Below are 18,849 nucleotides of genomic sequence, written 5' to 3' on the forward strand. Positions count from 1 at the left end.
CTCAGAGGGAATCCCCCCGATTCAATCTCAAGCGGAAAAACTCTAATGTCTGGACACGAGAAGGCTGCCCCCACCTCACCGTCATCCTATACCTGCATAGCCGCCGTGTCATAGGCTGGGCGGTCAGCAACCGGATAAAGAAGGATCTGGCGATCCAGGCACTCGACATGGCCGTTCGGCTGCTCAAACCGGCGGAAGGCTGCATCTTCCAGTACATCAACAGGCGGGTCGAGTCCCAATCTGTGGCAAATGTTTCAACGAAAGACAGTCTGGGTGGGGGTTTCGCCTGCGGTAATTAGCGGCTAAAAGCGGAACGAAGCAACAGGAGATGGGTGCGCCGTGGCTGGCAAGTGGTTGATCGGGCGGAAGGTGGTAACGCTGCTGCGAGCCGGACCAGGACGTCAGGTGCTTGTCGCGGAAGCGGTCGTCAGTCTGCTTGCCGCCAGTATAACCTCGCGCATGATCCCATTCCGGCGGCTGGCCCGGCGCCTGGGTGAATTTGTGTCGCCTGATGATGTGCGTGTCACGGCTAGCGAGACGCTCAGCTCGAAGCAGAGACAGTGCATCCAGACCATCGGCTGGGCCGTGCGGTCTGCGGCGCCGTGGATGCCCTTTCGAGCGGTTTGCCTGCAGCAAGCCATGGCAGCTCATGCAATGCTGAGGCGGCGCGGCATTGCCAGCGTCATGCATTTTGGCGCCCATCGCAACGAGGGGGAAGAGTTGGGTGCCCATGCCTGGCTGGATGCGGGCGGCTTGCGTGTAACCGGTTACCCGGTGTCGCCGGGTATGGCCGAACTGGGATGCTTTGTCTGACACCTGCTTGGAAGAGGACAGCCATACGAGTTGCCTTCCGATGCCCGGCCTCCACCGGTCGCACTGTTTACTCGGTTTTATAACGTGATCGAAGCGCGCTTCTGTCTCGGAATCGTCTGGATTATACGGCACTCGGCGCCTTCCAAGCATATCCCAGCATTTGCAGGCCTCGCTCATCAAACAAGTGACGCCCCCTCGACTCACTCTGGATAAAAATTGTCTTGTATCAGGCGCTGGGACTGCCCGCTGATATATTGGCTGCCCTGATCCAAATGATGCGGCAAGGGTATCGGTCTTGCCCCGGCGCCAGACAGCCACTCAGGGCATCTGTGACAAACTGGGTGGTTCATCATGGTCGCACTCATCGGCCTCGTGAACCTGTCGAAGGGCTAATACGCAGCGTGGGAACAGGTCGATGGCGGCAGCGACATAAAGGCAGCCTTCTGCAGCCCATATGTCGTTGAAGTCCTCAGCCATTCCTGCTTGATTCATCTTCGCCGCTTCGACTTTGAAATCGCATCTATACTTTTTTCGTCCCATTCACATTCTCCAGTCTAATAGTCGCCTCATCTCGGCGTCCACCGAACCAGCAACAGACGAGCGTGTAATTTCTGTCGAGAATCAGTTAAAAGCTGAATGACTGACCGGCTGACGCCGGTGGGATCATGCGGAGGGGCTGAAGCCATTCTTATGGGTATGGCGGTCCAAGTAACGCATGATGATGTCAGCGGTGATGTTGCCGGAAGTGGTTGAGAAGTAGCCGCGCAGCCAGAAGCGCTGTCCCCAATAGCGCTTGCGGATGTGCTCGAATTCCTGCTGGATTTTGCATGATGACCGTCCCTTAGCGCGGCGCACGAAGTCACTGACAGAAACGTGCGGCGGGATTTCGACGAACATATGCACGTGATCGCAGGATAGCGCGCCATTGACGATGGTGACGCCCATCTCATCGCAGACCTGCCGGATAATCTCCCGCACACGCAGCCGGACTTCACCATGCAGTACCTTGAACCGGTACTTCGGCGCCCAGACGAGATGATAGCGATGATGGAATGTCGTGTGACAACCGCCGCGGTACGCCATAGCCTGCATCCGACTGAAGTCGGAGGGATTCCTCCCATAAACGAGACTCTAAAACCTAATTCTGGTGCCTGTGTTGGATATGGTAGGCGGTTACCCCCGGTCGTTTATACCACGCCTGGTACTGCGAATTAGCGCGCCCTGACCAACAGCGCCTTCCAGTCGCCGTCGAGGGGCTTTTCGCGCGAGGCCAGAACGGCGGGCCGGCTCGGACGGGCGGTGCCTAGATTGGCGATCGCCTTTTCAATCGTGGCTACGCGGTCCTTCCAATAGGGGTGTGACCGGCTTAGGAAAATGCTGCTTGCATGAGAGGGGCCGAATGTCTGCCAGAACCGTACGATCGCTGCAGGGTCGTAGCCTGCATTCGCGAGCAGCGAGACCGACAGAATGTCCGCCTGCAGTTCGGTTTCACGAAAATACCGGACATTCCGGCCAAAGCCCGCCAGCATGCCGAACGAAAGGCCCATTTCTTCCATGCGCTCGCGGTGGTGCAGGATGTTGTGTGCGAATTCGTGCGCAAGCAGTGCAGCGATCTGGTCCTCGGGATATTCTTGGAAGAAACGGCTGCTTGCCTGTACCATTTCGCCGTCCGATTGCACCGTGTAGCCATCGCTGATCAGCATTTCGAAGCGCGTGCGACAGGCAGGAACCGGGGTGACGGTGCGCACGTAATCCTGACCATTTCGCCGCCCATGGATCTCGACCGGGGCATTCGCCGGCAGTGCGGCAATCTGCGCGCTGAGATGGATTAGTCCTTGGGTCGTAGCTGGGACATCCGGCGCGGGCACTTTGAACTGGACCGGCCCGGCGACTGTCAGCACATCGTCAGCCTCGATTCCGGCCGCCGCCGCGGGAGAGTCAGGAAGCACCGCTTCCACGCCCACTGGCCCATCCATATGGAAGTGCCGGACAGCATCTGCGCGGAAGCCTAGTCCATATTGTTCCGGTGTTTGCAAGACTAATCCAAGCCCCGGCTGGAGGCTGTCGCAAAGCGGTGCATTGGTCGTGGCGAGGCGGTACCCGATCCTGGCAATCGCGGTGTCTGCTGCCCGGACGGCCTCAAACGTGTCATTGTCGGCCGCCTTAGCCTGGCTTGCAATGAGCACAACCGAAAAGACGGAGACCAGTGTGATCAAGGCATTGTAGCATTGCCTCTTCGCATTCGCAAAACGGCGGCCTGTGTGTGAAAGGAGAAGAAGTTCTAAGTCCATGAGAGGCAATGTAGCGCCCCGCGAGTGATTGCGATACTCTTCTAACGACGCCGGAAAGGAGTTGTTTTCGCATCCAAGCTTCCAGCATATCCTTGGATATGTGCAATCGGCGCATTCACGGTCGCCCCGGCCTTATTGACGGATCGCTTGAACGTATCCGCCGCGAAGAAGATGCGTGCGTCTACGCATCGCGAATCCTTTAGGCGGCCGAACATGATCTCGATACGGTTGCGCCGCCTGTACCGGCGCTTGTCGTATTTGACGGGCATAGAACGGGGTTTGCGGTTCGGAATGCAGGGTTTGATGCCCTTCTACTCGAGCGCGCCCCTGAACCATTCGGCGTCGTAGCCTCAATCTGCCAGCATCCACTGGGCATGGGCCTGTCAGTAATTTTGTGCGCGAGGTCGTTTTCGTTCATCAGACCGCGAACCTGTCGCCTCTATGAGCGCACCTTGAGGCCTGAGCAGATGGGCTTGGCAGCACCGGCAATCGCTGCTGCCGAACCCCGCCAGCGCGGTTTCGAACCGGCCCGATGCCGTAAGCCGGGCCACGATGCTGCATTCCGCGCCCTCCGGAATGGCCAGCGCGGAAAGCCTTGCGGCGGTGTTCGTCAGTTCATCGGCATGCCAATGGACTTTCTTGTCCTGGCGGAAATGCCGCCGCAGACGGGCCCCGATACCGCCGCGGCCACGCGCGCTGCCCGCATAGACAAGCCAGCCCGAAAGCGAAGTTGCAGCTATGCCCTTGCGGGCGAAACGAACCGGGCTTTCCAGGTCCATCAGCAATACATAGGCCCCCGGCTCGCCCCATACCGTTTCGACCGTTGCGGCATCGACAGTGAGTGCCGCAGGCAACTGCTGGCGTATCTCCGAGAGAATGGCTTCCATGTGCATCGCCGGATCATACCGGCACCGGTCCTGCCTGTCATTCCACCCGCGCTCATTCCACCCGCGCGCGTCAGAGCAAACTCAGCGGCCCTGTCCCTCCGGCAGCGGGATCGGAGAACGAGGCCTTGCCGCTTTCCACATGCCCGGCCATGCGCCAGAACTGCCCTTGCGCGGTAAGGCCCAAGTCATACCAGCCATGGCTCGCGGAGAGATCCAGCGGCTTGCGCACGGCATCCCCCGGCTTGAGCGCAATGACTGTGGCAGGCTGGCCGTAAGCGCTGTCCTCCAGCGCGACGGACAGCGGCGCCTGTGTCAGATTGACCAGCACCAGTTCGGCCTTTCCGGCATGACTGGCCTCGATCCGCGCCGAAAAGCGGTCTGCCCGCCCCTGCAGCCTGCGGTGAAACCCGTTCGGGCCCACGATAAACAGATCAGCGTCCCTACGCTCGGGCGCCGCCGGAATGGCATCCTTCAAACGTTCGCGTGCGCCCACCGTGTAGCGCGCCGGATCGGCGGCCAGATCGTTGATGTCGTAAAGATGGAAAACGGCTGCCCGCTCCTCACCCGCATTGGCGAAAACCAGCGAGGTTCCTGCCGCATCGCGCTGAAGCCAGGCGTCGAGCCGGTACGGCGTCGCCCGCCTTGGGCGCAGGCCGGTTTCCTGCACGGGAGCGACAATGCCGTCCGGCAGCGGCGGCTGAATGTTCTTGAGCCCCGACGCACGATCGGAAAGCGCGCGCGTCGGCGGCAGCGCGGCCATGAAATCGTCCGTGGCGGTCTTCGAGAAATCGAAGCATGACGTCAGATCCCCGCACACGGCCCGGCGCCAGGCACTGATATTGGGCTCGCGCACGCCGAAGCGCGTTTCCAGAAAACGGATCACACTGGTGTGATCGAAGACTTCGGAAGCGACGTGCCCGCCCTTGCTCCAGGGTGAAATCACATACATCGGCACGCGCGGACCCAGTCCGTAGGGGCGGTGCAGGTATGGCGCATCCGCCTCCGTCTGCGAATGGACGTGGTATTCGTCATCCGCCGGAATCGTGGAGGCGCCGCGGGCACGGGCAGGCGGCGCTGGCGGCGGCACATGATCGAACAAGCCATCGTTCTCATCAAAATTGACGAGCAGGACCGTGCGCGCCCAGACTTCGGGGTCAGCCGTCAGCGCATCGAGCACGCGGGCAATGTACTCGGCGCCTTCCAGCGGAGTGGACACGCTGGGATGCTCGGAAAAGTGCGTGGGGCCCACGATCCACGATACCGGCGGCAGGCGCTTTTCCTCGACATCGTGTTTCAGCATATCGAGATCGCGGGTGCGGATCGTCCGGGACGCGAGACCGGCCAGTGCGCCATCGCTGGCCTTGTCAGCCGCCCTGTAGCGCTGGAACCCCACCAGCGGGTTGTCGCTGAAGTTATCGGCCATGTCCTGATAGATCTGGAAGCCGATCCCGGCCGCCATCAGCCGTTCGGGATAAGTCGTCCAGCTATAGCCGCCGCTTCCGCGCGGATCGGCATCCAGCTCGTCGTAGCCATTGTCGATCGCCGGGCCGCCTGCCTTTGCCTGCGGATCGTGCGTGCCGGTCCAGATGTAGAGCCGGTTGGGATTGGTCGAAAGGTGCAGCGCGCAATGATAGGCATCGCACAAGGTGAAAGCCTCGGCTAGCGCATACTGGAACGGCAGATCCTCACGCGTGAAATGGGCCATGGCATGGTTGTGCTTGTGGCGCGGCCATTCGCCCATGCGCCCGTTGTCCCACGCGGCCTGACTGTCGGGGAAACCATGCGGTGTGCCGAGCGGCCGGTAGAGCCGGAAATCAGCCTGCGTGTCGAGCCGGAACGGGGCGATCAGCTCCGGGCTTTGCCCATCATGCTCGTTGGGCTGGACCAGAACCGTGCGGCGCGGCGCCTGCGCCAGCGGCGGGGCCGGAATGGTGAACCGGTCGCCATAGCCCTGGACCCCGCGCAGCGTGCCGAAGTAGTGGTCGAAGGCCCGGTTTTCCTGCGTAAGGATCACCACATGTTCCACGTCCTGAATCGTGCCGGTGCGGCGGCTGGCCGGAATTTCCAGCGCCCGTGCAATCGACGGCATGAACCCCGCCGCCGCGCCGCCTGTCGCGATCAGGTGGCGGATGAAACTGCGGCGGTCGTGAGGTAAGGCCATGAATCGTATTCCGTTTCGTATGAACGGGCAGCGCAGGTACGCCGCCCCGTAAGCAAGAACCGGCCGTCAGGGTTTCATCTGCAAGGACGGTGCTGCTCCGCGATTCATAGAAGGGCTGTGTTTCATTCGTAAGATCGGCGCCACGGCACAGCGGGCATTTTCGTTTTCGCCCGGCCTCACGCCACATTTCGCCACATTCCACCACAAGGCGATTGCCATGCTGCCCATCGTTGCTATCTCCTAGGCGTGAGCGAACTCGTTACTCAGCCCTTGCCCTCCGTGCGCGTTCGGGCATCGGCCTTTCCCGCAATGGCAGCCCTTGTCCTGTTGACGGCAGGCTGCACCCACGGCCGCCCGGACACCGGAACGCCCCTGGCTTCCCCTGCCCTGCCCGCACAGGCAGACAGCGCCGTGCCTGGCCACTGGTGGCGGAATGCAGGCGATCCCGTGCTCTCTCAACTCGTCGAGCAAGGGCTGGCCGGCAACCAGTCCATGCAGTGCGAAGCTCTGGCATTGCAGAAAGCGGCAACGCGCGCCGAAGCCCGTGCCGGACGTATCGACATCCAGATCAAGCGCCTCTTCGATACCAAGGACGGCGAGGCGGACAGCACCCTTCGCCTCGCCCGCGCTTACCGCCATGCCGGTCATCGCGCGGCACTGGCTGCGAAGATCGCTTCCGAATACATCGAAGCGCGCCGCCTCCAGGAAGTGCTGGCTCTGCGCGAGACCCTGCAATCGCAGTTCAACGACAATGCCGAAATCGCGGCCTTCCGCCGCGAGGCGGGGCTTGTTCCGGGGATCGACACCGGCCTTGCCGGTTCGCTGCAGGCCGTAACCACAAGCGAACTCGACGCCTTGCGCACCCGCTATGCCAAGGCCCGGGCCGCTCTCGCCGAAAGCACGGGCATGGACGGCAAGGCGCTGGAACAACTGCTGGGCCAGAACGGCCAGGTGCCGGACATCGCCGCTCAGCCAGTTCCGGCAGACACTTTCGATCCCGGACGCCGCGCGGACCTGCGAGCCTTGCGGCAGCAGCTTGCCGCGCAACTGATCCGCAAGGGGCTTCCGGCCGCCCTGCTCGATGCGGAAGGCGATGCCGCTGAATCCGCGGCGGATGAATTTGCGCAGCAGGCCCGCACGACGCTTCACAAGGCAAAGGATCAGGCGGAAGGCGATGCCGCCCGGCTGCGCGACGCCCTTGCCTCGGCCACGGCGCGTGAAAGCAGCCTCGCGCAAAAGGCCGCGCAGGCGCGCAACACCGCCGAAGATGCGCGCCTGGCTTACCGCAACGGAACCGAAGGCTTCGCCACGCTTTTCGTAGCGGAAGCCGCTGCGCTCGCCCTTGCGGAAGCCCGCGTCACTGCGCGGGCCGACGTGGCCAAGGCCACGATCCGCTTGTGGACCGGGCTCGGCGGCGGCTGGGAAAACGCAGATCTCGCGCCGGACGTGCCGCCGCAGGATCCCAACGAGGTACTCGTGTGTGAATGAAGACAGCGGTTCCGGTCCTTCGCCGCTTGATGCCTTTCTGGGCGCCCATCCGAAACGCAGGCGCCGTCACATCGCCGGGATCGTCCTGCTGGCCATAGCCTTGCTGGCCGCCGTCTTTCTGGCGATGCGCTTCCTTACCGGGGTGGAGAGCCCATACTATTTCGCCCCTGCCGAGGCCGGGGATCTGACACCCCAGGTTTCCGAACGCGGCGTTGTTCGCGGCAGCCGGGAATTGACGATCCGTTCGCGTGCAGACGGAACCATTGCCCAGCTGGCCGTGGCCTCTGCCGGACATGTCGAACGCGGACAGGAACTGGCCCGTATCGACGCCGGGGCGCTGAAGCAGTTGCTGGAAGCGGACAAGGCCAGTCTCGAAGCCGCCCAGGCCGACCTCAAGGCGATGCAGGCTGTCGCGGCTCAGAAATCCGAACAGCTCGCCCGCTTCGAAAGGGTCTGGGCCAAATCGGAAGGGCGCGTGCCCTCGCGCAACGAACTGGCTTCGGCGCGCGCCGAAGCCGCGCGCGCCGCACAGGAACAGCAAGCCGCACAGGAAAGGCTCCAAGCCGCGCGGCTGAAACTCGCGGCCCGCCGCAAGCAAATGGACGGCACCACGATCCGTGCCCCGTTCGCCGGTTTTCTGGAAGCGCCGGTTGTCCAGGCAGGGCAGCAGGTCCGCGAAGGCTCCCTGCTGTTCAGGCTCACGCCCGACAATGACAGTCTGGCGATTACCGTCCCATGGGCCAACGGCGAGCCTGCCCGGCTGAAGCCCGGCACCCAGGCCACGGTACGGTTCGACAGCCTGCCCGAACGCACATGGCACGCAAAACTGTCCCGGATCAGCAGGGACGGCGATGGTGCCCATGCGGTCTTCGTGCTGGAAACCCCGGGGGAGGATCTCCATCCCGGCATGGAAGCGGTACTGGAGATCGCCCTTCCCGAACGGCACAACGCATTGCTCGTGCCCGATGCCGCACTGCAATTCGCACCCGACGCCCCGGCTGACCGGTCCCGCGCGCAAGTCTATCTCCTTGGGGAAGGCGGCACACCGCAACGCGTCTACGTGACGGCCGGAGGCAGCGACGGCAGCCGGACGGAAATCTTTTCCGGCGCCGTCAAACCCGGCGATCAGGTTATCATCGGCATGCGCGGCGCATCACAAAATCGGGATTGAAACTGCCCGGCGGCGCAACCTTTTGCCGCCCCGGGCGTCTGAGCTTGCATTGGTGGAAGCAATTCCAAGGATGACAGCGATACCCGATCCCCTTGCCCCATCGCAGACGGCCAGCCCCGCAACGCCCTCCGGCACCGTGCCCGGGTTCCCCGGGACACTGACACGCAGGGAAGCGGCCACACTTCTTGCAGCAGGGTTTGGCCTTGCCGCCCTTCCCGCCCCGCTCAAAGCCGCAAGCCCCCGTTTCGGGACGCCGCAGCCGTTTTCATGGCACGGCTTGGTCCAGCAGGCTCGCCGTCTTGCCGCCGCTCCTTATGCAGCCCCGGAACCGCCTCCCCATCTTGCGCCGGATTTCGATGCGTTCGGAAAGCTGACTTATGGCCCCGCAGAAGCGCTCGACGGTTCGATCCGCCTGTTCCCTGCCGCGCGGCGCATTGCCGAACACGCCGTTGCCATCCATCTCGTGGCAGACGGCCGGGCGCGCAGGCTGCTGGATACCACAGGGCTGTTCACAAGCGGCAAGCAGGCCGATCCGGCGGGGCTGCGTGTCATGGACGAAGGCCTTGCGAGCGACTGGCTCGCCTATCTCGGCGCCTCCTATTTCCGCACTTCCGGTTCGCTCGGCCAGTACGGGCTGTCGGCACGCGGCATCGCAGTTGGCACGGGCACGGATGAACCGGAGGAGTTCCCCGCCTTTACGGCCTTCTGGCTGGAACCGCTCGGCCCTGGCCATATCCGCATCCACGCCCTGCTCGACGGGCCGAGCCTGACCGGCGCCTATGCCTTTGACTGCCGCAAGAGTGCCGCAGGCGTACAGCAGGATGTCCAGGCCAGCCTGTTCTTCCGCCGCGATATCGCACGGCTGGGCCTGGCCCCCGCCACCAGCATGTTCTGGTACGATCAGCACAACCGCCGCGCCGACTGGCGCCCGGAAATCCACGATTCCGACGGGCTGGCGATCTGGTCCGGCACCGGTGAGCGCATATGGCGCCCGCTGGAGAACCCGTCCGCCGCGCGCATCACGACGTTCCAGGCGGACAGTCCCAAGGGCTTCGGCTTGATGCAGCGCGACGAAGTGTTCGATCACTATCAGGACGACGGCGCCTTCTACGACCGGCGCCCTTCGCTCTGGGCCACCCCTTCCGGCGACTGGGGCCCCGGCAGTGTCATGCTCTACGAAATGCCCACCGATGGCGAAACGCAGGACAACATCGTCGCCTTCTGGACCAGCGATGCGCCCGCCCGGCGGGGCGGGCAGCGCGATTTCGCCTACCGCCTGAACTGGACTTCGCGCGATCTGTCCGAAGGCGCCAATGCCCGCTGCGTCGACATGTTCGAAGGCCCGGCGGGCAGGCCCGGCGAGCCCCCCGTGCCAGGCGCGCACAAATATGTCTTCGACTTTGCCGGCCCGGTCCTGGCAGGACTGGGGCGCAAGGCCGGGATCGAAGCGGCAACGGACTTGCCCGCGGAAGCCGTTCTGGCCTCGGCCGCCTATCCCGTCGCAGGGATGGACGCGCGCTGGCGGGTCATGCTCGACGTGCGCACTACCACTGCCCCGCGCCCAGAATTCCGCCTCTACCTCAAGCGCGGAGACTCCGCGCTCAGCGAAACCGTCATCAAGATGATCAAGCCATGACCAGCCCCCACGCCACACCCCGCACCAAGCCCTTGTCCCAGCTTCCCGCTGAAGCGCCCCTGGAGATGCCCATCCAGCGGCTTCACGGCAGCGCTCCGGGCTCCATCGAAGTCATCACCCAGCCGCACGGCATGCTGGTGAAGCGGCTGCTGCTGATCGCGCTGACCGCCGTCATCGGCCTTGCCGCGTCGAGCGAGCTGCGCTTCACCTTCTCGCGCGACGGGCTCGATCCGTTCGAAGTGGCGTTGCTGCTGTTCTTCGTGCCGCTGTTCAGCTGGATCGCCTTTGGTTTCGTCAATTCCACCATCGGCTTCCTCAAGCTCATCAGCGGCGAGCACCCCGGTTTTTCGGCCATTCCCAGCCCGGCAGCGGCGCTGCGCCACCGCACCGCCGTGCTCATGCCGGTCTATAACGAAAGCGTGGAAGCCACATTCGGGCGGGTGCGCGCGATGGCCCGGTCCATCCATGCCGCAGGCGGCGGCGACTGGATCGATTTCTTCGTGCTCAGCGATTCCAACGCATTTCAAGGCAAGCGCGAACTGGCAGCCTGGCGCGAGGTGGCCGCCGAAGCACCGATCCCGGTCTATTACCGGCGCCGCGAAAAGAACACCGCGCGCAAGCCCGGGAACATCGCGGAATGGGTCCGCCGCTTTGGCGGGGCCTACGAGTGCATGCTCGTGCTGGACGCGGACTCGATCATGAGCGGGGACGCGATCGTGGGCATGGCGGCGATCATGGAAGAGCGCCCCTCCATCGGCCTGCTGCAAACCGTGCCGATGATCGTCAATGCCCGCACGCTGTTCCAGCGCTGGATGCGTTTCGCCAGCGAAGCCTACGGTCCGATCGCTTCGGCAGGCCTGCTATGGTGGTCGGGCTCGGAAGCGAACTTCTGGGGCCATAACGCGATCGTGCGCACCCGCGCTTTCGCCGAAAGCTGCGGGCTGCCCGAACTGCCCGGCAAGGCCCCGTTCGGCGGCCATGTTCTCAGCCACGACATGCTGGAATCCGCGCTGCTGCGCCGGCGGGGCTGGGCCGTGCATATGGTGATGATCGGCGGCAGCTACGAAGAATATCCGCCCACCGTGGTCGATCATGCCATTCGCGACCGGCGCTGGATGCAGGGCAATCTGCAACACTTGCGCCTGCTGGGCGTATCCGGCCTGCACTGGACCAGCCGCCTGCACCTGCTGATCGGCGCCTCCGCCTATCTGACCTCGCCCGGCTGGCTCTTGCTGCTGATCGTGGCCATCGCCCAGGCTGCCGGAGGCGCAAGCGAAGGGCTGGTGAGCGCTGCCCCGCCCAGCGTGCTATGGCTAACCGTGCTGCTGCTGTTCGGCCCCAAGCTGATGGGCCTTGTCTGGCTCCTCTCCAGCCGCGTGCGCCGCCGCAGCTTCGGCGGCACGCTGGCCGTCCTGCGCTCGGTCGCGGCCGACGTCCCGCTGGCTATCCTCTTCGCCCCTGTCGCAATGCTGGCGCAGACCAAGGCCCTGGCCGGCATGCTGCTCGGCATCTCGACGAACTGGGCCACGCAGACGCGCGAAGGCCGCCGCATTACCGTGCGCGAGGCCATTCCCGACATGCGCGAGCACCTCGGCCTCGGGCTGCTCTTCGCGGCAACCGCGGCATTCGATCCGGTGCTGGCACTCTGGCTGTCGCCGCTGACGCTTGGCCTGCTGCTATCCCCCTGGTTCGTCAGCATGACGTCCCGCGCCGGACCTGCCGGGGCAGCATCCCCCGCTCGCCTGTTCCAGGTGCCGGAGCCCGAAATCGAGACGGCCGTCCCGCCGGAAGACGAAAGCACGGCCCCGCGAAGCGCCGCATCGCCCATGTGATCCGCTCCCTCAGGCGCGGCTGATGGTGAGACGGACTTCCAGACCGCTCCGCCCATCGCCGCGCGGGCAAAGCTCGATAGTCATGCCATAGGCCACGGCAATGTCCTTTGCGATGGCCAGCCCCAGCCCGGACCCGGGAATGCCGGGATCGAAGCGCGTGCCGATACGAAAGGCCTCCGCCGCCTGCTCCGCGGCGAGCCCCGGCCCGTCGTCGGCTATGCGCACCAGCAATCCCTCCGGGGCCTCCTCCATCCCGATCGAAACCTCACTGCGCCCCCACTTTCCCGCATTGTCGAGGAGAATCGCGAGAAGTTCAGACAAGTCCACCGGGTCCACCGGCACCGCCGTGTCCAGCCCCTCGGGCTGGTGCACGGCAAAGGTCTTTCCCGCATGCAAACGGTGCATCGCGGAGAGGATCGGCGGCAGAACCTCTTCGATCCGGCTGGCCATGCCCGGGCTGCGGGCACTGGCCCCCGAACGCGCGCGGGCCAACTGGTATTCGATCTGCTGAACCATGATCTGGCTCTGTTCGAGCAGCGTCTGCGCGGAGCGGGAGGTCCGTTCGGTCTGGGCAAGCCGCTCCGCCTCGTCGGTAATCACGGCCAGCGGCGTGCGCAGGGCGTGGGCAAGATTGCCCGCCTCCACGCGCGCGCGGGCCACGGTTTCGCGGCTGCGGTCGATAAAGGCGTTGAGATCGGCCACCAGCGGCGCGATTTCCGTAGGGTAATCGCCCTCCAGTTCGCGCGCAGTCCCGGCCCGCAACCGCGCGGTCGCGCTGGCAAGGCGGTCCAGCGGGCGCAGGCCGAACGTCACGACGAGAAAGCCCGTCGCCACCAGCGCACAGGCCAGCGCGATCAGCCATACCGTCAATTCGCGGGTGAAACTGGCAATGGTCTCGTCAAGAAGCCGCTCGTCGGTCGCGATCACATAGTGGACTTCGCCCGCCCCCGGCACATCGCGGATGAAACCATAGGTAATCGTCGGCCCGCTCGGCCCTTTTTCGACATGGTGGTGAATGGTACTGTCATGCGCGACGCTTTCATCCAGCGATCCGCGCGTCATCGAGGCAGAGCGAATCGTCTCGTGCCCCTCCAGGCTTACCTGCCAATAGAAGCCGGATAGCGGCACCAGATAGCGCGGGTCCGACAAAGGACGGTCCATCCGCAACGTCCCGTCCGGCTCCACTTTCACAAGGCCTGCCAGTTCCTTGATATGGACTTTCAGTTCGTCGTGATAGCTGGCTTCCACGTGCTTGGCGAACAGGCGCGTTGCCGAATACCAGATGCCGCCAATGCCGAGCGCGACCCACAGCAGCGTTGCCAGCAGAATGCGGACACGCAGCGAGCGCCAGTGCCAGCGGCGATTCTGCTCTCCGGAAACGGCCGTCATTTGCCGAACCTGTAGCCGAGCCCGCGCACGGTGCGGATACGCTCGGCCCCGATCTTGCGGCGCAGGCGGGACACCAGCACTTCCACGGCATTGAGATCGCGGTGGCTGTCCAGATCGTAGAGATGCTCGCCGATATCAGCCTGCGAGAGGATCTGCCCTGGACGGCGGATGAACAGGTTGAGCAGGCGGAATTCCTGCTTGCTGAGCGCCAGCGGTTCGCCATCGCACTGCACATCGCGCGCGACCGGATCGAGCCGGATGCCCGCTTCCTCGATCCAGGTATCGCGATGGCCGGACTGACGGCGCAGCAGCGCGTGGAGCCGGGCCAGCAGTTCCTCGAAACGCACCGGCTTGACCACGAAATCGTCCGCCCCGGCATTGAGGCCTTCGACCTTGTCCTGCCAGCTTCCGCGCGCGGTGAGGATCAGGATCGGGCAATCGACCTTGCGCTGGCGCCAGTACTTGAGCAGGTCCATGCCGGTGCCGTCGGGCAAGCCCAGATCGAGCACGACGGCGGCCATCTTGTCCATGTCCGGCCAGGCCTCGCCTTCCTCGCGGCTGCGGGCGACATCGACCGCGAAGTCCGCGCCGCGCAGGCGGTCTGACAGGCGCGCGGCCAGTTGTTCGTCGTCTTCCACAAGCAGCAGCCGCAAGGCCTTATCCTCTCTGCTTCGTTACATAGGGCGTCATCGGCGGCGACGCTGAAAGCTGTCAATAGAAACCGAAACTGACAGGGTCCTGTCAGCTTGGGGGACCATCTCCCCGTGCATGAACAAGCCCCTTATCGCCCCCCTCATAGCCGGTGCCGCCGCTGCCCTGCTCGCTGTCGCGGGCGGGGCCTACTATGCTTTCAAGCCCGATGCCGCGCCGCAGGACGCCGCCGAGACGCCCACAGGCGATCCCGGCGCGCTGAGCGCCGAACAGGTGCGCAAGCTGGGCATTCGCACGCAGGCAGCGGTGCAGGCCGATGCCGTGCCGCTTGGTACGGTCCCGGGGCAAGTCTCTCTGCCGCCGGAGGCGAAAGTGGCGGTAACGACACCGTTCAGCGGAACGGTCCGGCAAGTCATGGTGCTGCAAGGGCAGCAAGTCCGGCGCGGCCAGCCGCTGGCGATCGTCCATGCCGCGGAGCCGGTGCAGTTCAGCGCCGATCTCTCCCGCGCGCAGGCTGACCTCGCCGTCGACCGCGCCCGCGCCAAGCGGCTGGAAACGCTGGCGCGCGACGGTATCGTGGCCGGGGCCCGGGCGGACGAAGCCGCAGCCACGCTACGCCGCTCCGAAGCGACGGTGGCCGAAAACCGCCGCCTGCTCTCGCTGGCGGGCGCGGGCAGTGATGGCACTGTGACCTTGCGGGCGCCGATCAGTGGCCGGGTGGCGACCGTCTCGATCGAGACGGGCGGGCCGGTGGGCGGCGAGATGGCGCCTTTCGTGATCGAGAATACCGCCGCGCTCACGCTCGACTTGCAATTGCCGGAGCGGCTGGCCGGGCAAGTGCATCCGGGGATGCGCGTGTCGGTTCCCGCTTCGGGCGGGGCTTCGGTCGGCGGCCGGATCGTGTCTGTCGGCGCGTCGCTCGATCCCGCAACGCGTTCCATCGCCGCCAAGGCGCGCCTCGATTCCACCGATGGACTGGTTCCCGGGCGCGGCGTGATGGCGATTGTCAGCGGCCTGTCCGGCAAGGCGCAGGCAGGCGTCTCCGTGCCCTCGCAGGCCGTCACCCGCATGGGCGAGGACGATGTGGTCTTCGTGCAGGAGCGCGGGCGTTTCGTGCGGCGCGCGGTCTCCGTGGTTGCCAATGCCGGGGGAAAGGCGATCCTGACCTCCGGGTTGAAGGCGGGCGAACCGGTTGCAGTCAGCGGCATTGCCGAACTCAAATCCCTGCTGGCGGAGCAGTAAGCCCATGCTGCGCAAGCTTGTCGAACGCGCGCTGGCCTGGCGCCTTGCCGTCCTGGGTCTGGCGCTGGGCCTTGCGGGGCTGGGCGCATGGGCCTTCCTGCGCCTGCCTATCGATGCCTTTCCGGACATCAGCTCCACGCAGGTAAAGATCATCCTCAAGGCGCCGGGCATGACGCCGGAGGAAGTCGAAAGCCGCGTGATCGCACCGATCGAGATGGAAATGCTGGGCATTCCCCATCAGGCGACGCTGCGCTCGGTGGCCAAGTACGCGATTGCCGATGTGACCATCGACTTTGCCGACGGCACCGACATCTACTGGGCCCGCACCCAGGTTTCGGAGCGGCTGAACGGCGTGATGGGAGACCTTCCCGCCAGCGTCAGCGGCGGCATGGCGCCGATCTCCACGCCGCTGTCAGACATGTACATGTTTACGATCGAGGGGCCGCAGAGCCTCGCCGAAAAACGCCGCACACTCGACTGGGTGATTCGCCCGGCCCTGCGCACGGTGCCCGGCGTGGCAGATGTGAACGCACTGGGCGGCTACGCCGAGACTTTCGAAGTGGTGCCCGATGCCTCGGCGCTGGCCGCCGCCGATCTCACCGTCTCCGATCTCGCCGCAGCCATTGAAGCCTCCAACCGCAACGATGGCGCGGGCCGCCTCGTCTCAGGCGAGGAAGCGCTAATCGTGCGCGCCACCGGGGCGATCCACACGCTCGACGATCTCTCCGCCGTCGTGGTGCGCAGCACCGGGGGCAAGATCGTGCGCGTGGGCGATGTGGCCGATGTCCGCACCGGCAGCCTCACCCGCTACGGCGCCGTCACCAAGGACGGCAAGGGCGAGGCGGTCGAGGGCCTTGTGATCGGGTTGCGCGGCGCGGATGCGGCGCAAGTGGTGAACGGCGTGAAGGAACGCCTTGCCGAACTGCAGACCAGCCTGCCCAAGGGCATGAGCATCTCGGTATTCTATGACCGTTCGGACCTGATCGGACGCGCCGTCGGCACGGTCGAGGAAGCCCTGATCGAAGCGACGCTGCTCGTCGTCGTCCTGCTGCTGCTGTTCCTCGGCGATGTGCGCGCTTCGGTGATCGTCGCGCTCGCCCTGCCGATGGCGGCGCTGCTGACGTTCATCTTCATGCGCTCGATCGGCCTGACCGCCAACCTGATGAGCCTGGGCGGCCTTGCCATCGCCGTGGGTATGCTGGTCGATGGCGCGGTCGTGGTGGTCGAGAACGTGGTGGAGCGGCTCTCCGATCCCAAACACGCGCGCGGAGGCAAGCTGCACAACGTCATTGTCGCCGCCGCCGAAGTGTCGAAGCCGGTGGCTTCGGGCATGGCGATCATCGCGCTGGTGTTCCTGCCGCTGCTGACGCTGCAGGGGCTGGAAGGCAAGCTGTTCGCTCCAGTGGCGCTAACGATCGTGCTCGCACTGCTCTCGGCGCTGGTGCTCTCGCTGACGCTGGTGCCGGTGATGGCTTACTTCGTGCTGAAAGTGAAAGCGGATGAAAGCCATCACGAACCCTGGCTGATGCGCCAGATCGGCCCGCGCTACCACGCGCTGCTGGCGGCGGCCTTCGCCAACCGCAAAGCGGTTTACGGCGTGGCCGGACTGTCGCTGCTGGTCACGGTCTTCGCCTATTCGGTGACCGGCAAGACCTTTCTGCCGACGATGGACGAAGGTTCGGTGATCGTGCAGCTCACCAAGCTGCCTTCGATCTCGCTCGACCACAGTGTCGAGGGCGATCTCAAGGTCCAGCGCGCGATCCTCTCGCACGTGCCCGAAGTGGAGGAAGTGGTCGCCCGCGTCGGCTCGGACGAACTGGGGCTCGATCCCATGGGCCTCAACGAGACCGACACCTTCCTGAAACTAAAACCGCGCGAGGAATGGCGCGTGGCGGATAAGGGCTGGCTCGTCGAACAGCTGCGCAAGGCGCTTGTCAACCTGCCGGGCATCGAGCCCAGCTTCACCCAGCCGATCGAGATGCGCATTTCCGAAATGCTCACCGGCGCGCGCGGCGATCTGGCGATAAAGATCTTCGGGCCGGACCTCAAGGAACTGTCCAGCATCGCCTCCCGGATTCAGGGCCGCCTGCAAGGTATCAAGGGCACTAGCGAGGCGATGACCGTCGCGGACGACCGCGTCGATTACCTCCAGCTCGATATCGACCGTGTCGCCGCCGGGCGCGCCGGGATGCCCGTCAACGAATTGCAGGACGCGATGCGCGCGCAAGTCGAGGGCGTGCGCGCGGGCGTAGTGGCCGAAGGTATCCGCCGGGTGCCCATCGTCATTCGCGGCGAAGGACAAGCGCTGACGCCGCAGGCCTTCGCCGATACACTTTACCGCTCGCCCAGTGGCCAGCTCGTGCGCGCCAGCGACGTTGCCAGTGTGGAGCGCGTCGAAGGCCCGGTGAAGCTGGAGCACGAGAACGGCTCGCGCTACGCGCTGGTGCAGGCTTTCGTTTCGGGGCGCGATCTCGTGGGTTATGTCGAGGAAGCCAAGGCCGACATCGCCGCCCACGTGAAGCTGCCGTCGGGCTACCGCATCGTCTGGGGCGGCCAGTTCGAAAACCAGCAGCGCGCCTCGGCCCGGCTGATGGTGGTGCTGCCGATCTCGCTGCTGATGATCTTCGTGGTGCTATACGCGACGCTCAGCTCGCTGCGCGCCTCGCTGCTGATCCTCGCGATGATCCCCTTCGCGCTGGTGGGCGGGATGATTTCGCTGGCGGTTTCAGGCGAATACCTTTCGGTGCCTGCCTCGGTCGGGTTTATCGCCCTGCTGGGTATCGCGGTGCTCAACGGCCTCGTCATGGTGAGCTACTTCCGCCAGCTTCGCGAAGAGGGCGTGCCCTTGTCCGAAGCGGTGCGGCGCGGAGCCGAACGGCGGCTGCGGCCGGTGCTGATGACCGCGACCATCGCCGCCTTCGGCCTTGTCCCGCTGCTTTTCGCCAGCGGGCCGGGCTCGGAAATCCAGAAACCGCTCGCGGTCGTGGTGATCGGCGGGCTCGTCTCCTCCACGCTGCTGACGCTGATCCTGCTGCCCATGCTTTACGAACGTTTCGGGGAAGGCCGCGCGGAACGCGAAGCGGGAGACCGAAACCATCCGCAATCGAACGGGGAGACGGCCGATGCGTAAGCTGCTGCTGGCCGGTGCGGCCCTGATCGGAGCCCTTTCCACCCCGCTTCATGCCGAAGCGGAGCCGGGCCTTCCCGATACGGCCGACGTGACCGCCGCGCTCGACGCGCATCCTTCGGTGCAGGCTGCGCGGGCGCGCACCGGCGCCGCGCGCGCCC

The 18,849-nt window shown here is 65.0% G+C and carries 14 protein-coding genes and 2 pseudogenes; 8 read left to right on the forward strand and 8 right to left on the reverse strand.

The features are described from left to right. Together MTR66_RS20170 and MTR66_RS20175 are read left to right on the forward strand one after the other, a co-directional pair. Positions 1-206 (forward strand): annotated as a pseudogene (locus MTR66_RS20170) (hypothetical protein); the annotation flags it as partial. A gap of 133 nt (positions 207-339) precedes the next feature. Next, a complete protein-coding gene (locus MTR66_RS20175) occupies positions 340-813 on the forward strand; it encodes a lasso peptide biosynthesis B2 protein (RefSeq protein WP_243924329.1) in 474 nt (157 codons plus the stop codon). A gap of 318 nt (positions 814-1,131) precedes the next feature. Here MTR66_RS20175 and MTR66_RS20180 read toward each other — a convergent pair whose 3' ends face one another. From MTR66_RS20180 to MTR66_RS20205, 6 genes and pseudogenes are all read right to left on the reverse strand, one after another. Beyond that, entirely contained in the window at positions 1,132-1,353 is a 222-nt protein-coding gene (locus tag MTR66_RS20180; RefSeq protein WP_243924330.1) for a hypothetical protein, read from the reverse strand. A 123-nt stretch (positions 1,354-1,476) separates the two neighbouring features. Continuing rightward, positions 1,477-1,896 carry an IS200/IS605 family transposase gene (gene tnpA / locus MTR66_RS20185; RefSeq protein WP_243924331.1) on the reverse strand — a complete coding sequence of 140 codons (420 nt, stop codon included), beginning with the start codon at positions 1,894-1,896 and terminating at the stop codon, positions 1,477-1,479. Positions 1,897-2,024: 128 nt separating this feature from the next. Beyond that, entirely contained in the window at positions 2,025-3,029 is a 1,005-nt protein-coding gene (locus MTR66_RS20190) for a M48 family metallopeptidase (protein ID WP_243924332.1), read from the reverse strand. A 248-nt stretch (positions 3,030-3,277) separates the two neighbouring features. After that, positions 3,278-3,478, reverse strand: a pseudogene (locus tag MTR66_RS20195) (transposase); the annotation flags it as partial. 9 nt (positions 3,479-3,487) lie between these two features. Continuing rightward, the gene (locus MTR66_RS20200; protein ID WP_243924334.1) at positions 3,488-3,991 is read right to left on the reverse strand and encodes a GIY-YIG nuclease family protein; all 504 of its coding nucleotides are present in this window, start codon (positions 3,989-3,991) and stop codon (positions 3,488-3,490) included. 70 nt (positions 3,992-4,061) lie between these two features. After that, positions 4,062-6,152 (reverse strand): phosphocholine-specific phospholipase C, encoded by a 2,091-nt coding sequence (locus MTR66_RS20205; RefSeq protein WP_243924336.1) that lies wholly within the window; start codon positions 6,150-6,152, stop codon positions 4,062-4,064. 246 nt (positions 6,153-6,398) lie between these two features. On the opposite strand from MTR66_RS20205, the gene MTR66_RS20210 reads away from it, so the two are divergent. From MTR66_RS20210 to mdoH, 4 genes are all read left to right on the forward strand, one after another. Further along, positions 6,399-7,640 (forward strand): TolC family protein, encoded by a 1,242-nt coding sequence (locus tag MTR66_RS20210; RefSeq protein ID WP_243924338.1) that lies wholly within the window; start codon positions 6,399-6,401, stop codon positions 7,638-7,640. Further along, entirely contained in the window at positions 7,633-8,811 is a 1,179-nt protein-coding gene (locus MTR66_RS20215) for an efflux RND transporter periplasmic adaptor subunit (RefSeq protein WP_243924339.1), read from the forward strand. The genes MTR66_RS20210 and MTR66_RS20215 overlap by 8 nt, the downstream gene beginning before the upstream one ends. 70 nt (positions 8,812-8,881) lie before the next feature. Then, a complete protein-coding gene (locus MTR66_RS20220; RefSeq protein ID WP_243924340.1) occupies positions 8,882-10,447 on the forward strand; it encodes an OpgD/OpgG family glucan biosynthesis protein in 1,566 nt (521 codons plus the stop codon). Then, complete coding sequence (gene mdoH, locus MTR66_RS20225; protein ID WP_243924348.1) at positions 10,444-12,279, forward strand: glucans biosynthesis glucosyltransferase MdoH; 1,836 nt, start codon at positions 10,444-10,446, stop codon at positions 12,277-12,279. The genes MTR66_RS20220 and mdoH overlap by 4 nt, the downstream gene beginning before the upstream one ends. A gap of 9 nt (positions 12,280-12,288) precedes the next feature. Here the strand turns inward: mdoH and MTR66_RS20230 are convergent, their stop codons facing one another. Together MTR66_RS20230 and MTR66_RS20235 are read right to left on the reverse strand one after the other, a co-directional pair. Next, positions 12,289-13,668, reverse strand: coding sequence for a sensor histidine kinase (locus tag MTR66_RS20230; RefSeq protein WP_243924350.1), 1,380 nt, complete (start codon positions 13,666-13,668; stop codon positions 12,289-12,291). Further along, a complete protein-coding gene (locus MTR66_RS20235) occupies positions 13,665-14,321 on the reverse strand; it encodes a response regulator (RefSeq protein WP_243924359.1) in 657 nt (218 codons plus the stop codon). Before MTR66_RS20235 ends, MTR66_RS20230 begins: the two co-directional genes overlap by 4 nt. A 115-nt stretch (positions 14,322-14,436) precedes the next feature. Here MTR66_RS20235 and MTR66_RS20240 point away from each other — a divergent pair, with 115 nt between their 5' ends. Together MTR66_RS20240 and MTR66_RS20245 are read left to right on the forward strand one after the other, a co-directional pair. Beyond that, positions 14,437-15,561, forward strand: a complete 1,125-nt coding sequence (locus MTR66_RS20240) for an efflux RND transporter periplasmic adaptor subunit (protein ID WP_243924361.1) — start codon at positions 14,437-14,439, stop codon at positions 15,559-15,561. Positions 15,562-15,565: 4 nt separating this feature from the next. Then, a complete protein-coding gene (locus tag MTR66_RS20245) occupies positions 15,566-18,691 on the forward strand; it encodes an efflux RND transporter permease subunit (RefSeq protein ID WP_243924363.1) in 3,126 nt (1,041 codons plus the stop codon). Positions 18,692-18,849: the final 158 nt, after the last annotated feature.

It is taken from the genome of Novosphingobium beihaiense (assembly GCF_022832375.1).
Classification (GTDB): Bacteria; Pseudomonadota; Alphaproteobacteria; order Sphingomonadales; family Sphingomonadaceae; genus Novosphingobium; species Novosphingobium beihaiensis.

Coding starts and splice junctions, on each gene's coding strand:
- MTR66_RS20180 (WP_243924330.1), bottom strand. CDS start 1,353: ATGGGACGAAAAAAGTATAGATGCGATTTCAAAGTCGAAGCGGCGAAG.
- tnpA (WP_243924331.1), bottom strand. CDS start 1,896: ATGGCGTACCGCGGCGGTTGTCACACGACATTCCATCATCGCTATCAT.
- MTR66_RS20200 (WP_243924334.1), bottom strand. CDS start 3,991: ATGGAAGCCATTCTCTCGGAGATACGCCAGCAGTTGCCTGCGGCACTC.
- MTR66_RS20205 (WP_243924336.1), bottom strand. CDS start 6,152: ATGGCCTTACCTCACGACCGCCGCAGTTTCATCCGCCACCTGATCGCG.
- MTR66_RS20220 (WP_243924340.1), top strand. CDS start 8,882: ATGACAGCGATACCCGATCCCCTTGCCCCATCGCAGACGGCCAGCCCC.
- mdoH (WP_243924348.1), top strand. CDS start 10,444: ATGACCAGCCCCCACGCCACACCCCGCACCAAGCCCTTGTCCCAGCTT.
- MTR66_RS20230 (WP_243924350.1), bottom strand. CDS start 13,668: ATGACGGCCGTTTCCGGAGAGCAGAATCGCCGCTGGCACTGGCGCTCG.
- MTR66_RS20240 (WP_243924361.1), top strand. CDS start 14,437: ATGAACAAGCCCCTTATCGCCCCCCTCATAGCCGGTGCCGCCGCTGCC.
- MTR66_RS20245 (WP_243924363.1), top strand. CDS start 15,566: ATGCTGCGCAAGCTTGTCGAACGCGCGCTGGCCTGGCGCCTTGCCGTC.